The organism is Nocardioides ganghwensis (assembly GCF_014779655.1).
GTDB classification, from domain to species: Bacteria; Actinomycetota; Actinomycetes; order Propionibacteriales; family Nocardioidaceae; genus Nocardioides; species Nocardioides ganghwensis.
Map to the genome: position 1 here is coordinate 171760 of NZ_JACXYX010000003.1, position 14881 is coordinate 186640.

The 14881-nt window shown below is 73.4% G+C and carries 12 protein-coding genes; 9 read left to right on the forward strand and 3 right to left on the reverse strand.

Annotated features, from left to right (window positions below):
- Positions 1 to 100: 100 nt before the first annotated feature.
- Positions 101 to 1642, reverse strand: a complete 1542-nt coding sequence (locus IEZ24_RS04875; RefSeq protein ID WP_129453071.1) for a molybdopterin-dependent oxidoreductase — start codon at positions 1640 to 1642, stop codon at positions 101 to 103.
- 236 nt (positions 1643 to 1878) lie between these two features.
- Between IEZ24_RS04875 and IEZ24_RS04880 the strand changes: the two genes are divergently transcribed.
- From IEZ24_RS04880 to IEZ24_RS04920, 9 genes are all read left to right on the forward strand, one after another.
- Complete coding sequence (locus IEZ24_RS04880) at positions 1879 to 2637, forward strand: enoyl-CoA hydratase-related protein (RefSeq protein WP_129453070.1); 759 nt, start codon at positions 1879 to 1881, stop codon at positions 2635 to 2637.
- Positions 2638 to 2730: 93 nt separating this feature from the next.
- A complete protein-coding gene (locus IEZ24_RS04885) occupies positions 2731 to 3429 on the forward strand; it encodes an SDR family NAD(P)-dependent oxidoreductase (RefSeq protein WP_129453069.1) in 699 nt (232 codons plus the stop codon).
- Positions 3426 to 3854, forward strand: a complete 429-nt coding sequence (locus tag IEZ24_RS04890) for a DUF1772 domain-containing protein (RefSeq protein WP_129453068.1) — start codon at positions 3426 to 3428, stop codon at positions 3852 to 3854. Before IEZ24_RS04885 ends, IEZ24_RS04890 begins: the two co-directional genes overlap by 4 nt.
- Positions 3855 to 3989: 135 nt before the next feature.
- Entirely contained in the window at positions 3990 to 6167 is a 2178-nt protein-coding gene (locus tag IEZ24_RS04895; RefSeq protein WP_129453067.1) for a HelD family protein, read from the forward strand.
- 101 nt (positions 6168 to 6268) lie between these two features.
- Positions 6269 to 7111, forward strand: coding sequence for a LamG domain-containing protein (locus tag IEZ24_RS04900; RefSeq protein WP_129453066.1), 843 nt, complete (start codon positions 6269 to 6271; stop codon positions 7109 to 7111).
- A gap of 63 nt (positions 7112 to 7174) precedes the next feature.
- Entirely contained in the window at positions 7175 to 9079 is a 1905-nt protein-coding gene (locus tag IEZ24_RS04905; protein WP_129453065.1) for an anthranilate synthase family protein, read from the forward strand.
- 94 nt (positions 9080 to 9173) lie between these two features.
- Positions 9174 to 10874: a sulfatase-like hydrolase/transferase gene (locus IEZ24_RS04910; protein WP_129453064.1), complete on the forward strand. Its 1701-nt coding sequence runs from the start codon at positions 9174 to 9176 to the stop codon at positions 10872 to 10874.
- Positions 10875 to 10889: 15 nt separating this feature from the next.
- Entirely contained in the window at positions 10890 to 11450 is a 561-nt protein-coding gene (locus IEZ24_RS04915) for an anthranilate synthase component II (protein ID WP_129453063.1), read from the forward strand.
- Positions 11447 to 12715: an anthranilate synthase component I family protein gene (locus IEZ24_RS04920; protein WP_129453062.1), complete on the forward strand. Its 1269-nt coding sequence runs from the start codon at positions 11447 to 11449 to the stop codon at positions 12713 to 12715. The genes IEZ24_RS04915 and IEZ24_RS04920 overlap by 4 nt, the downstream gene beginning before the upstream one ends.
- A 50-nt stretch (positions 12716 to 12765) precedes the next feature.
- On the opposite strand, the gene IEZ24_RS04925 is transcribed toward IEZ24_RS04920, so the two are convergent.
- Positions 12766 to 14184, reverse strand: coding sequence for a sensor histidine kinase (locus IEZ24_RS04925; RefSeq protein ID WP_129453061.1), 1419 nt, complete (start codon positions 14182 to 14184; stop codon positions 12766 to 12768).
- Positions 14181 to 14876 (reverse strand): response regulator transcription factor, encoded by a 696-nt coding sequence (locus IEZ24_RS04930; protein WP_129453060.1) that lies wholly within the window; start codon positions 14874 to 14876, stop codon positions 14181 to 14183. Before IEZ24_RS04930 ends, IEZ24_RS04925 begins: the two co-directional genes overlap by 4 nt.
- Positions 14877 to 14881 lie beyond the last annotated feature (5 nt).

Here is a 14881-nt window from a genome sequence, read left to right on the forward strand (position 1 = left end):
GGGTACGCCGCCGCAGAGCGGTGAGTGAGGCAGGTTCCGGAGGCGCGGAACCTGCGTCACTCACCGCCCGGCGACGGGAGCCGTACGGGAGGCGTCGGACTCAGGTGATGGAGACCGAGATCTCCTGCAGGCCGCTCGAGCCCTCGGGGAACGGCGTCATCCGTACGTCGGTCTGCACGTCGCCGTCCTTGTTGGTGGCGCGGCAGGCGATGAAGTGCTGGCCGGGCTCGGCCTCCCACTCGAAGTACCACTGTCGCCAGTAGTCGTCGGTGACCTGCGGCCCGAGCTGGGCGGGGCGCCAGGCCTCGCCGTCGATGCGGACCTCGACCTTCTCGATGCCCGAGCCCTGGGCCCAGGCGATCCCGCCGACGACGACGGTGCCGGCCGGGGTCTGCGAGAGCCCCTTCGGGGTGTCGACGCGGCTGGAGATCTTGATCGGCGCGTCGACCGCCCAGTCCCGCTCCGTCCAGTAGGCCTGCTCGGCGTCGTACGTCGTGAGGGTCATCCGGGTGATCCACTTGCACGCACTGACGAACCCGTAGAGACCGGGGACGACCATCCGCGCCGGGAAGCCGTTGGCGCGCGGGAGCGGGCCGCCGTTCATGCCGATGGCGATCATCGCGTCGCGTCCGTCGAGGGCCACGTCGAGCGGCGTCGAGATGGTCATGCCGTCGACGTCGGTGGAGAGGATCTGGTCGGCCCTCGTCGAGTCGATGCCGGCGCGGGCGAGCACGTCGGCGAGCGGTACGCCGAGCCAGCGGGCGCCGCCGACGTAGGGGCCGCCGACCTCGTTGGACACGCAGGTGAGGGTGATGTCGCGCTCGATGGTGTCCATCGCCGCGAGGTCGTCGAAGGTCAGCGTGACCTCCTCGTCGACGTCGCCGTCGATGGTCAGCGTCCACGAGTCCACGTCGACGGTCGGCAGCGTGAGCCGGGTGTCGACGCGGTAGAACTCCCCGGTCGGGGTCCGCAGCGGCGTGATGCCGTCGTACGTCTGCTCCAGGCCGGTGGGGAAGGGCGACGCGGGGTCGGTGGCGACCGGTAGTGCGACGTCGGTCCCGCCGAGGCGGTAGGACGTCACCCAGCGGCCGAGCGCCCCCATGGCGACTGCGGCCGCGGCGAGGCCGCCGGTGGCCAGCACGACCCCGCGTCGGGTCGGGCCGTCGCCCCCCGGCGACGGCTCCGTGGGAGCCCGGTCGTCGACGCGGTGCAGCCACCACAGCGAGGTGGCGCCCACGGCGGCGGCGACCAGGGCAGGCAGGAGGTCCAGCGGGCCGGCTCCGGGGCGCAGGACGGCGAGCAGGCCGGCGATCCCGGCGAGGCCCACCACGACGAGCAGGCCGGGGGTCTCGCGGCGTGCGGTGATGATGCCCGCGACCGCCGACAGCAGCAGCACGACGACCGTCACGGACCCGATCAGGACCAGCTTGTCGGCGCTGCCGAACTGCCGGATCGCCCACTCCTTGAGCGGGGTCGGGGTCAGGTCGATGACCGTCGACCCGACAGCCAGCACCGGTGACGCGGCAGGAACGGTCAGCGCCGCGACCAGGTGCGCGGCCGCGAGGCCGACGAGGGTGGCCAGCACGCCGTACGCCGCGTGGCGCCACGTGCGCGGCCGGGACCGCTGGTCGGTGGTGTGCATGGGAGGTGTTCGGAGCCGCGGACCGCACGGATGGCTGTCCGGCCGGGGTAGTCCAGTGGGAACTGGCTGTGCTGCGCGGGCTGTGGGGTAGTCCAGTGGGAACTGGCCGGGAATCCGCCTCGAGCACGACCGTTCGTCACTGGACTACCGCGCGGCGCAGCCGTTGCCCACTGGACTACCGCGCGGCGCAGCCGTTGCCCACTGGACTACCCCACGCGGTGCGGCAGGATGCCCCCATGTCCGACGCAACCCCCGACCTGGTCCACCTCTCCGTCACCGATGCCGTCGCCACGATCACCCTCGACAGCCCGGCCAACCGCAACGCCCTGAGCCGCCAGCTGGTCACCGAGCTGTTCGGGCACCTCGAGCGCGCCGGAGCGGACGACGGCGTACGCGTGGTGCTGATCGAGAGCTCCGGCAAGGTCTTCTGCTCCGGGGCCGACCTCGCCGAGGCGACGACCGAGGGCATGGAGGTCGGGGCCCGCCGCATCGTCGACCTGCAGCGACTGATCGCGACGCTCGACAAGCCGGTGGTGACCAAGAACCTCGGCGCCGTCCGCGCCGGCGGCATCGGCATCATCGCCGCGGCCGACGTCGCGATCTGCGCCGAGGGCGCGACCTTCGCCCTCACCGAGGTCAAGCTCGGGCTCGCCGCGGCGATCATCAGCCTCACCGTCCACCACCGGATGAACCCGCGTGCCGCGGCGCTCACCACGCTCGGAGGCGAGGTGTTCACCGGGGCGGAGGCGGCGGCGTACGGGCTCGTCACGAAGGCCGTGCCCGCCGAGCGGCTCGACGACGAGGTGGCCGCGACCTGCGCGAGCCTGGCCACGGGTGCGACCCAGGGGCTGCGCGAGTCCAAGCGGATCCTCAACCGCGACCTCGTGGCCCGCATCGACGCGCTGGGCGAGGAGATGGCCACCACGAGCGCCCGGCTGTTCGCCTCGGACGAGGCGCGCGAGGCGATGACGGCGTTCCTGTCCCGCGGGAAGTAGCGCGAGAAGCAGCCGGGAAGTAGCGCCCGGCTGCATCCGCTGGAGGCCCTGCGGGGGAGAAGGGGGTGTGACCCCCGACCCGAGGAGACCCCGATGACGAGCCCCGACCCTGCCGGACGCACTCTCGACGGCTCCCGCGTCGCGGTCGTCGGCGCCACCGGCGCGCTGGGCTCGCTCGTGGCGGCCGAGCTGGCCACGCGCGGGGCCCGACTGCTCGTCGTGGGTCGTGACGCCGACCGCCTCGACGCGCTCGACGCCCAGGCCCGGGTCGTGGCCGACCTGGGCGACGCCCGGGCGGGCGCCGACGTCGCGAGCGCGGCGCGGGAGCACCTGGGCGGGCTCGACGGCCTGGTCAACGCGGCCGGCGTGGTCGCCTTCGGCCCGCTCGCCGACACCCCCGACGAGGTCGTCGAGGAACTGTTCCTCGCCAACGTGGTCGGCCCGCTGCTCCTGCTGCGCCGGGTGCTCCCCCTGCTGGAGGAGTCGCAGGGATTCGTCGCGCAGCTCAGCGCCGTCGTCGCCGAGCAGCCGCTGCCGCGGATGGCGGCGTACTCCGCGAGCAAGGCCGCACTCAGCGCCGCCGCGGTGGCCCTGCGGACCGAGCTGCGGCGCAGCCGCGTCGACGTGCTCGACGTGCGCCCGCCCCACACCGAGACCGGCCTGGCAACGCGACCGTCGTCGGGCCAGGCGCCGCGGCTGCCGGCCGGGAAGGACCCGGCCGCGGTGGCACGGCGCATCGTCGACGCGATCGCCGCCGGGGAGCAGGACCTCGGTCCGGGGGCCTTCGGGTGACGTCGACCGGTCCCGCGCCGTGGCTGCTGCTCGTCGCCGCGGCCCACCTGGGCTTCCAGCTGACGGTCGACCTCGTGGTCTACCCGGCGCTCCGCGAAGCCCCGGACGACGCGTGGGACGAGGCGCACGCGCGCCACTCGCGGCGCATCGCCCCGCTGGTCGCCCTGCTGTACGTGCCGCTGGTGCTGCTGCTGGGATGGACCGTCGCGGTGGAGCCGCGGGCGGAGGGCACCTGGCTTGCCGTGGCTGGCGGGGCGCTCGCGGTCGTCACCACCGCCGCGCTGGCGGCGCCGATGCACGGCCGACTGTCGTCCGCACCGGCCCGGGAGCGGCCCGACCTGCTGCGCGCGCTCGGCCGCGTGGACCGGATCCGTACGGTCGGCGCCGCCGTGTGCCTGGTCGGCGCGGCGCTCCTCGCCGTCTGACCTCGGGGGCCACAGCGGTCCACGGATGTCCGGGAAGTCGGCGGTGCGGCAGGTGCGCCGGTACGCTTGCCGGTCTGCCCGGGACGGTTGGGCAGCCTTCATCGAGGGATGTCATCGGGGGATGAGGAGCGGGAGTTGAGCGAGGAGCTCGAGGCGCGGGAGATCGCGGCGGAGCAGGCGTACGTCGACGAGGTGTACGTGCAGCTGGAGGCGTCGACGCGCAACGCGCGAGCGCTTGCCGCGGAGGGACACAGCCGGGGCAAGCTGGAGCACGAGGGCGGCCTCGTCGAGCGCGACGCGATGGTCTTCCAGGCCGCCAAGCGGATCGCGCAGCTCGACGCCGCCCACGAGGGCCTGGTCTTCGGTCGTCTCGACCTCGACCCGTCGATCGACACCCAGCCGCGCTACATCGGCCGCATCGGCGTGCGCAACGCCGACCGCGACGTGCTGCTCATCGACTGGCGCGCGCCGGCGGCCGGAGTGTTCTACCAGGCCACGGCCGCGTCGCCGTCGGGCGTCGTGCGCCGCCGCGTGCTGCGCTCGCTGCACCGCACCGTCATCGGCGTCGAGGACGAGCTGCTCGACGACCAGGCCGAGACCGACCTGCCGATCGTCGGCGAGGGCGCGCTGATGGCGCAGCTCTCCCGGGCCCGGGACCGGTCGATGCACTCCATCGTCGCCACCATCCAGGCCGAGCAGGACCAGGCGATCCGCGCGCCCGGCAAGGGCGTCGTGTCCATCTCCGGCGGTCCCGGCACCGGCAAGACCGTCGTCGCGCTGCACCGCGCGGCGTTCCTCCTCTACTCCGACCGCCGCCGCTACGAGGGCGGCGGCGTCCTCGTCGTCGGCCCGAGCGGCGTGTTCATGCGCTACATCGAGCGGGTGCTCCCCAGCCTCGGCGAGACCGCCGTCGCGCTGCGCTCGCTCGGTGAGGTCGTGGGCGGCATCCGGGCGACCCGCCATGATGAGCCCGCGGTGGCCGACGTCAAGGGCGCGACGCGGATGGCCGAGCTGCTGCGGCGCACCGCGCGCCAGCACGCGCCGGGCGCCCCGACCAGCTTCCGGATCTACTGGCGCGACGAGACGATCGTGCTCGACCCGAGCCTGCTCGGGCGGCTGCGTCGTCAGCTCATGTCGCAGGGTCGGCGCAACCGCCAGCTGCCGCGCGTGGCCAGGACCCTCCTCGACGCGATGTGGCGCCAGGTGAGCGGTGAGCGCGGCAAGGAGCGCGGGCGCGAGGCCTTTGACGACGACATGCTCGGCCACGAGGGGTTCGTCGAGTTCGCGTCGGCCTGGTGGCCGCCGCTCGACGCCCAGACCGTCTTCGGCTGGCTGCGCGACCCCGAGTTCCTCGCGCGCGTCGGCGAGGGCGTGGTGTCCCGCGAGGACCAGGCGCTGCTCCTCAAGTCATGGGCCGTCGGCGGCCTGTCGATCGAGGACGTCCCCCTGATCGACGAGCTGCGCTACGCGCTCGGCGACGTGCCGCAGCGCACCGACGACGAGCGCGACCTCGACGAGACCGGCCTGCTCGAGGGCGGCGTCGACCTGCAGGAGCTGACCACCATCTCCGAGCGCGAGTACGCCCCCGGCGGCCTCGCCTGGTCCGCGCCGACGCACCGCATCGAGGACGACGGCTACGCCCACGTCCTCATCGACGAGGCGCAGGACCTCACCCCGATGCAGTGGCGGATGGTCGGGCGCCGCGGGCGCACCGCCAGCTGGACGATCGTCGGCGACCCGGCCCAGTCGTCGTGGCCCGACGCCCCCGAGGCGGCCGCGGCCCGCGCGGAGGCGCTGGAGGGCAAGGACCTCCACGAGTTCCACCTCTCCACCAACTACCGCAACTCCGCCGAGATCTACGCCTTCGCCGCCGACTACGCCCGCCGCGTCGGCCTCGACGCCGACCTGCCGGACGCCGTGCGCCGTACGGGCGAGGAGCCGCGGGTGGTCGGCCCCGTCGACGACCTCGAGGCCGCGGTGCGCGAGGCGGTCGCCTCCGTCGCCGACCGGGTCGAGGGCACGATCGGCGTCGTCGTGCCCGTCGCCCGGCGCTCCGAGGTCAACGCCTGGCTGGCGTCCTGGCCCGAGCTGGCGGCGCACGCGCCCAACGCCCGCGCGGCCGTCGACTCCAGCGTCACGCCGAGCGGCGAGGACCGCATCGTCGTCCTCACGGGCCTCGACACCAAGGGCCTGGAGTTCGACGGCATCGTCGTGGTCTCCCCGCAGGAGATCGAGGACGAGTCGGCCACCGGCCGGGCCACGCTGTACGTCGTGCTGACCCGCGCGACCCAGCTGCTGACGACCGTCGGCTGAGCCCCCGGGCCCTGTCGTCGTCGGTGGCGGCACCTAGTATTCACGGCTCCGGTCCCGGTCCCTCGGTCTCGTCAGCCCACATCCCAGGAGGGTGGTCCTCGTTGCTCTCGCGCGCCCGCGTCGTGCTCGTCTCGATGCTGCTGCCCGTGCTCCTGCCCGTGCTCCTGTCGGTGCTCGTGGTGTCCGCCTCCCCGGCCCGGGCCGGTCTCGCGGCGGGCGACGTCGCCGACTCCGACCCGGCGCCGACGTGGGGATGGGAGAGCGTCTTCCGCGACGACTTCGAAGGTCCCGCCGGCGCGTGGCCAGATCAGTGGCACTACCTCCCGGGCTGGAACGCCGCCGTCCAGAACGGCGTCGGCCAGCTCGACGTCGGCCGGCTCTCCCAGATCCGCACCAACCCCGGCTGGACGCTGCCGGCGGGCACCCAGGTGCGGGTCAGCGCCAGCATCCTGATGCCCGACACGGGCAGCAACTACGCCGCGCTGTGGATCCAGCACCCGAGCCCGACCGATCCGCGCGAGATCGACGTCATCGAGAGCTATGGCCCGCAGAAGCCGACGGGGGCGCAGCTCGGTTCGCACATCTGCTACGACCTGGTCGACGACAGTGTCGACGGCGCCTGCGCCGCCGCCGGGATGCCGGCCGACCTGGCGCCGGTCGGCCACCTGTTCGCCGACGGCCTCAAGCCCTGGGAGGCCTACTGGCACTACCAGGTCGAGTTCACCGTCGGCGGCGACACCGTGACCTACTCCGCCGCCGACGCCTACGGCAACGAGGTCTACTCCCTCACCTCGACCCCCGACCTCCGCCGCGTGCCGGGCAACACCTCCCCGCTGCACCTGCGGCTGTCCAACAAGGACGTGCTGCCCGAGCACGTCGTCGCCGGCGGCGCTCGGCCGGGCATGCTCGTCGACTGGGTGAGCGTCGACGTCAAGCACCCCTAGGCGAGAGCGGTCGGTCGGCGGACAGGCCGCAGGCGGGCGCGCGGGCGCCCGTAGGGTTCCGCCATGACCGAGACCACGCCTGGCTCACCTCCCGTGGCTGACCTCCTGGAGCAGATCCAGGGGTACGGCGCGTGGGCGGTCATCCGGCGCAAGGCCTCCCCGACGGCCGGTCTGGTCGGCGGCACCCCGCACGAGGTGGAGTCGCTGCTCGACATCCCGCTCGAGACGGGCGCCCCCGCGCCGGGCCGCAGCGCCGACCGGCTGGTCGCGGTCCCGTTCCGCCAGGTGCGCGAGCGCGGGTTCGCGGCGATCGACGACGGTGCCCCGCTGACGGTCGTCGACATCGAGGCCGAGCACGAGGTGTCGGTCGACGACCTGCTCGCCGCGCTCCCGGACGTACCCGTCGAGCTCGCCGACCGCGGCGGCTTCGCCACCAGCGACGAGGACTACGGTGCTGTCGTCGAGGCGATCATCCGCGACGAGATCGGCCAGGGCGAGGGTGCGAACCTCGTCATCGGCCGGCACTACCGCGCGGTCCTCGCCGACTGGGACGCCTCGCGTGCCCTGACCGTCCTGCGCCGCCTGATGGAGCGCGAGCGCGGGGCGTACTGGACCTTCTGCTTCTTCACCGGGGACCGGTTCCTCATCGGCGCCAGCCCCGAGCGGCACGTGTCGGTGCGGCAGGGCGACGTCCGGATGAACCCGATCTCGGGGACGTTCCGCGTGGCCGGTCACGGGGACGCGTTGAAGGACCGCCTGCTGGAGTTCCTCGCCGACGAGAAGGAGGTCTTCGAGCTCTTCATGGTCGTCGACGAGGAGCTCAAGATGATGTGCGACATCTGCCACGAGGGCGGTCAGGTGCTCGGACCGTTCCTCAAGCCGATGACGCACCTGATCCACACCGAGTACCTCCTCGCCGGCCGCTCCGACCGCGACCACCGCGAGATCCTGCGCGACACGATGTACGCCGCGACCGTGACGGGCGCGCCGGTCGAGAACGCGTGCCGGCTGATCGCCGACTACGAGCCGGAGGGCCGCGGCTACTACGGCGCCGCGCTCGCGCTGTTCGGCCGATCGCCCGACGGCACGCCGACGATGGACAGCCCGATCCTCATCCGCACCGCCGACGTCTCGCCGTCCGGCGAGCTCAAGGTCACCGCGGGCGCCACGCTGGTCCGCGACTCCGACGCGGCGTACGAGGTGGCGGAGACGCGCGCCAAGGCGGGCGGCATCCTCAGTGCCTTCGGCCTCGCCCCGCCCGCGACCTCCGACGGCACCGACATCGCCGAGCTCGCGCGCGACGAGGACGTCGTGCTCGCCCTGGGCACCCGCAACCAGCGGCTGTCCCGGTTCTGGCTGACCGACCAGGCCGGTGAGCCCGCCGACCCGGGGCTGGCCGGCAAGCAGGCGGTGATCCTGCACGGCGAGGACGACTTCGTGAACATGCTCGTCCACGTGCTCGGGGTCTTCGGCATGACCTCGCGGGTGGTGCGGCACGAGGACTACGCCACCGGCGCCTTCGACGACGCCGACCTGGTCATCGTCGGTCCAGGCCCGGGCGACCCCCGTGAGGGCGACCACCCCAAGATCGCCGCGTTCCGCCGGGCGGTCGACGACCTGCTCGCGTCCGGGCAGCCGTTCCTCGCCGTGTGCCTGGGCCACCAGACGCTGTGCCAGCGCCTCGGGCTCGACCTCGGCTACAAGGACGTCGTCTTCCAGGGCACGCAGTCGCCGGTGCGGCTCGACGGCCGCACCGAGCGGGTCGGCTTCTACAACACCTTCGTCGGCCGGGTCCCGGACGGCGGGGCGCTGCCCGACGGCGTACGCGTCGAGGCCGACGAGGCGACCGGTGACATCCACGCGATCGTGGGGCCGCACTTCCGCGGCATCCAGTTCCACGCCGAGTCGATCCTCACCGAGAACGGCTACGACCTGCTCCACGCGGCGGTCCGGGACCTCCTCGCGTGACGCTCGCCGACGATTCGTCGGCGTGGCAGGCAACCATCGGGCGGCCTACGGCGTCACCCTAGGTAGCCAGCTCGGGGGAGACGACGGGGGAGCAGTGCGCAGATTCAGGGGAGCCGTGGCAGGTGTGTGCCTGCTGGTGCTGACGGCATGCGGTGCGACGAGCGGGTCGGGCGGACCGGACGGACCGGACGACGCCGTGCCGCCGCGTACGCCGAGCTCGGCGTCGGCGGTGGCGGAGCTCGAGCCCGCGGCGGCCCGGGCGAAGCGGCCCAACATCGTCGTGGTCATGCTCGACGACTTCTCGATGGACCTCGTGCAGACCATGCGCTCGGTGCAGCGGATGCGCAGGACGGGCGCCAGCTATCCGCACTCGTTCGTCACCGACTCGCTGTGCTGCGTGTCGCGCTCGAGCTTCTTCACCGGGCAGTACCCCCACCAGACGGGGGTGCGCACCAACACCTCCAACAGCGGCACGTCGGGCCTCGGCGGGTGGCCGGCCTACGACACCAACGGCAACCCGGAGCGGGCGTTCAACGTCCGGCTGCAGGAGGCGGGCTACCACACCGGCTTCGTCGGCAAGTTCCTCAACGAGTACGAGTGGGTGGCCGGTCGCGCGCTGCCGCCGGTGGTGCCGGGCTGGACGACCTTCAACACGGTCTTCGGCTCCGCCTACGACGGCTGGGACTTCGCCAGCACCACCCTCGCCGGCCAGCGCCTGCAGCTCGTGCAGCACCCGGCGCCGCCGGCGAGCGCGAGCAACGCCGCCAAGGACAAGGCGTACGCCGGGACCGTCATCGGCGACCTCGCGATGGACTTCGTCACGGCCCACGAGGCCTCCGACGCCCCCTACTTCCTCGAGGTGTCGCTCTACGCGCCGCACAACCGGGTCAACCCCGAGCCGCACTACGCCGGCGACCCGCTCTTCCCGCCGATGTTCCGCGACCGCACCGGTCCGCGCAGCTGCGGGCGGGTGGCCTGCCGCAAGCTGACGGTCGACGACCTGCCGGGCTTCGGGGACCAGCGCCGCGACAACCGTCCGCGCCTGGCCAACGGCAAGCAGGCCCGCGCCTGGAACACCGTGCGCACGCTCCCGGTGGCCGCCGCCGTGCGCGACCTGCGCGACCGGGCGCGGATGGCGCAGTCGGCCGACCGGCTCGTCTCCCGGATCCTGCGCACGGTCGGGCCCAACACCTACGTCGTGCTCACCTCCGACAACGGCTTCCACCTCGGCCAGAACGGCATGGGTCGCGGCAAGGGGACGCCCTACGACACCGACGTCCGCGTGCCGCTGCTGGTCACCGGCCCGGGCGTGCTGCCCGGCCCGCGCCGGGAGGTCACCAGCAACATCGACCTCGCGCCGACCTTCGAGGAGCTCGCCGGCCTGACGCCCGCGCCGTTCCGCAGCGGGCTGTCGCTGGTGCCGACGCTGTCCCGGCCGGCGCTGGTGCGGCAGTCGTACGCCTTCCTCGAGCACACCCAGCAGACGCTCACCGGCAACGACCCCGACGCCGCCTTCACCGGCTCCGAGCTCGACCGGATCCCGTCGTTCACGGCCGTGCGCAGCCGCACCGCGCTGCTGGCGCGCTTCGACCTCGACCCCAGGCGCGGCAAGGTGCGGTGGGGCTACGAGTACTACTCCTACCGGAAGAACCGGTTCGAGAAGCGCAACAGCTTCGCCGCCACGTCGCGACGCGACGAGGTGGCCGCGCTGCTGGCGAAGCTCGCCGCCTTCGACGGCTGCCGGGAGTCGGGCGACCAGCCGGTGTCGGCGGCGTGCCGGTCGGTGCGTCGGTAGCACTAGTGTCGGCGCGTGACGCCGGACGTGATCGTGGTCGACCACCACGACTCCTACACGTGGAACCTGGTGCACCTCGTCGCCGCCGTGACGGGCGTCCTGCCCCGCGTCGTGCAGCACGACGAGGTGTCGCCGGAGGAGGTGCTGGCGCACTCCCACGTGGTGCTGTCGCCGGGGCCGGGGCACCCGGCCTCGACGCTCGACTTCTCCGTCGGCAACGTGGTCCTGCTGGCCGGGACGCGGCCCGTGCTCGGCGTGTGCCTGGGGATGCAGGGGCTGGTGACGGCGTACGGAGGGACGGTCTCGCGCCTGCGGCCGGCCCACGGCGAGGTCGCCGCGATCAGCCACGACGGCGCCGGGGTCTTCGCCGGCCTGCCGCAGGGGTTCGCGGCGGTGCGCTACCACTCCCTCGGCGCGGTCGAGCTGCCCGCCGGGGTCGTGGCGACCGCGTGGAGCGAGGACGGCGTGGTGATGGGGGTGCGGCACGTCGACCTGCCGCTCGAGGGCGTGCAGTTCCACCCCGAGTCGATCCTCTCCGAGCACGGCGAAGCCATGATGAGGAACTTCCTGACGTGACGGACCCGGTCTCCTTCTTCCGCGACGTCGCGTCGCGGCACCCGCGCTGCTTCTGGCTCGACGGCGGCGGTGCCCGCGAGTGGTCGGGTCGCCGCTCGATCATCGGCTGGCTCGACGAGGACGACCCCTCCCTGTCGTGGTCGGCCGCCCGGCGCGAGGTCACCCTGCACGTGGGCGGGACCTCGCGCGTCGTCGGCGACGACGTCTTCGCCGTCCTCGAGGAGCGGATCTCCGCGGGCGAGCAGTGGTTCGGCTACCTCGGGTACGCCTCGCGCACCGACCTGCCCGCGGCCCCCGACCCGTTCCTGCCCGACGCGGTCTGGATGCGGCCGCGGGAGGTGCGGGTGTTCGAGCACGCGGTCGCCGCCTCCGGGGACTCCCCGCTCGAGCGGGGAGTCCGTCACCTGGAGGGGGTTGCAACCGCCTCGGAGTGTCAGACTCCCCCACCCAGTGCGTACGCCGAGGCCTTCGCCCGCGTCCAGGAGCACCTCCACGCCGGCAACTCCTACGAGGTCAACCTCACCCACCGCCTCACCCGCACCGCCGACCTCGACCCCGTCGCGGCGTACCTCCGGCTCCGCGAGCTCAACCCCGCGCCGTACAGCGGGTTCCTCCAGCACGACGTCGCCGGCGCGCGGGCGTGGCTGCTGTCGAGCTCGCCCGAGCGCTACGCGCTGGTGACCGCCGACCGCCACCTCGAGACCAAGCCGATCAAGGGCACCACGCCGCGCGGTCGTACGCCCGAGGAGGACGAGGCACACCGCGAGCGGCTGGCGCGCGAGCCCAAGACCCGCGCGGAGAACCTGATGATCGTCGACCTGCTCCGCAACGACCTGTCGCTGGTGTGCGAGGTCGGGTCGGTGGAGGTGCCGGCGCTGATGCAGGTCGAGACGTACGAGTCGGTGCACCAGCTCGTCTCCACCGTCCGCGGCTGCCTGCGCGACGACGTCTCGACCATGGCGGCCCTCCGGGCGCTCTTCCCGGCCGGGTCGATGACGGGCGCGCCCAAGCTGCGCACGATGGAGGTCATCGAGGAGGTCGAGGCGACCCCGCGCGGGGCGTACGCCGGGGCGTTCGGGTGGATCAGCGGCGACGGACCGGCCGATCTCGGTGTCGTCATCCGGTCGCTGATGACCGACGGCAGCGGGACCTGGGTCCTCGGCACGGGCGGCGGGATCACCGTGAAGTCCGACGTCGCCGAGGAGTGGGCCGAGTCGGAGTGGAAGGCCGAGCGGCTGCTGCGCGTCTTCGACCCGCCGCGGTGACGCCGGCCGGTGCTTGTGGGCATTCCCGCAGAACACGGGTACGACAAGCGCTAACCCGGCGTTGCAGCCCCGGCCCCCGGCACCCACATCGAGAACCGCGCCCCGCCGCCCGGCGCCTCGGAGACCTGGACCTGCCCGCCGTGCCGGTCGATGACCTGCCGCACGATGGCCAGGCCGAGACCGGAGCCGGGCATCGCGCGCGACTCCTCGGCCCGGTAGAACCGCTCGAAGACGTGCGGGCGGTCGGCCTCGGCGACGCCGCTGCCCTGGTCGTCCACGGTGAGCACGCCGCCGGTCAGCCGCACGGTGACCGTGCCCTCGGAGGGGCTCCACTTGGCGGCGTTGTCGAGCAGGTTGGTCACCGCCCGCTCGAGGCTGTTGGCGTCGCCGACCACCGGCCACGAGTCGAGGGCGACGTCGAAGGCGACCCCGTGCGCGCGGCGGCGTACGCGCGTCACCGCCCGCTCGACCACCTCGGCGAGGTCGACCTGCGCGACCACGTGCGAGGTCGGCTCGTCGCGGGCGAGCTCGACCAGGTCGCCGACGAGGGCGCTGAGCTCCTCGATCTGGCCGCGCACGTCGTCGAGCAGCTCGAGGCGCGCCTCCTTCGGGAGGGCGCCGTCGTCCTGACCGTTGCCCTCGGCCTGGCGGAGCAGGTCGAGGTTGGTGCGCAGGGAGGTGAGCGGCGTCCGCAGCTCGTGGCTGGCGTCGGCGACCAGGCGCCGCTGCCGGTCGCGGGAGGCGCCGAGGGCGAGCAGCATCTGGTTGAAGGCGGTCGCGAGCCGGGCGACCTCGTCGTCACCCTCGACGCGCAGCGGCGTCAGGTCCTCGGTCACCGCGATGCGCTCGACGGCGGAGGTCAGGCGGCGTACGGGTCTGAGCCCGTTCTTGGCGACCAGCCAGCCGGCCAGGAGGGCGGCGAGCACGCCGAGCGCCCCGAAGACGAAGAGCACGCCGCCGAGCTTCTCCAGCGTCCGGTCGTTGGGGGCGAGGGGCTGGGCCAGGATCAACGCGGCGCCGTCGTTGGCCTGCACCGTCGCGACCCGGAACCGCTCGCCCTCGGTCGTGACGAGGGTGCGTACGGCGGACTCGCGCTGGCCGGTCGCCACCTCGTACTCGGGGCGCCCGAGGGTGAAGCTCGGGACGTCGTCGCCGGTCACGGCGCGGCCCTCGGCGGTGACGAAGATGATCCGCACGTCGGCGGCGCCGAGCACCCACGCGGGCACGCCGTCTGCGGTGATCCGCGACAGCGTGGTGAAGGCGGTGGCCTTGTGCGCACGGTTGAGCAGCGACTGGTCGAGCGAGCTCATCATCTGCTGGCGCATCACGACGAACGCGGTGAACGCCATCACCGCGATGGACATGCCGAGCACGAGGGTGGTGAGGACGGCGACCCGCGAGGCGAGCGACCTGCGGTAGTGCCAGCGTCCGTCGGGCCAGGTGGGGGCCGACCGCGCGGCGGTGGTCATGATTCCTTCAGGACGTAGCCGACGCCGCGGACGGTCTGGATCAGCCGCGGCTCGCCGGCGGCCTCGGTCTTGCGGCGCAGGTAGCCGACGTAGACCTCGAGCGAGTTCGCGCTCGTCGGGAAGTCGTAGCCCCAGACCTCCTCCAGGATGAAGGCGCGGTCGAGCACGCGCCGCGGCCGGCGCAGGAACATCTCGAGCAGGGTGAACTCGGTGCGGGTCAGCTCGATCGCGCGGCCGCCGCGCGAGACGTCGCGGCTCGCGACGTCCATGGTGAGGTCGGCGAACGACAGCACCTCGCTCTCGCCGTCCTCGTCGGGCACCACCCGGCGCAGCAGCGCCCGCAGCCGGGCCAGCAGCTCCTCGAGCGCGAACGGCTTGGTGAGGTAGTCGTCGGCCCCGGCGTCGAGGCCCTCGACCCGGTCGCCCACCGCGTCGCGGGCGGTGAGCACCAGCACGGGTACGTCGTTGCCCGCCGCGCGCAGGGCACGGGTGGTCTCGATCCCGTCCAGTCTCGGCATCATCACGTCGATCACCACGACGTCGGGGTGCTGGGCGCCGACCGCGACCAGGCCCTCGGCCCCGTCGGCGGCGAGGACGACCTCGTAGCCGTTGAACTCCAGCGACCGGCGCAGCGAGTCGCGCACCGCCCGGTCGTCGTCGACGACCAGCACGCGGGGCCGGGACTCAGTCACGGGCC

Coding starts and splice junctions, on each gene's coding strand:
- IEZ24_RS04880 (WP_129453070.1), top strand. CDS start 1,879: ATGTCCGACGCAACCCCCGACCTGGTCCACCTCTCCGTCACCGATGCC.
- IEZ24_RS04925 (WP_129453061.1), bottom strand. CDS start 14,184: ATGACCACCGCCGCGCGGTCGGCCCCCACCTGGCCCGACGGACGCTGG.
- IEZ24_RS04885 (WP_129453069.1), top strand. CDS start 2,731: ATGACGAGCCCCGACCCTGCCGGACGCACTCTCGACGGCTCCCGCGTC.
- IEZ24_RS04875 (WP_129453071.1), bottom strand. CDS start 1,642: ATGCACACCACCGACCAGCGGTCCCGGCCGCGCACGTGGCGCCACGCG.
- IEZ24_RS04905 (WP_129453065.1), top strand. CDS start 7,175: ATGACCGAGACCACGCCTGGCTCACCTCCCGTGGCTGACCTCCTGGAG.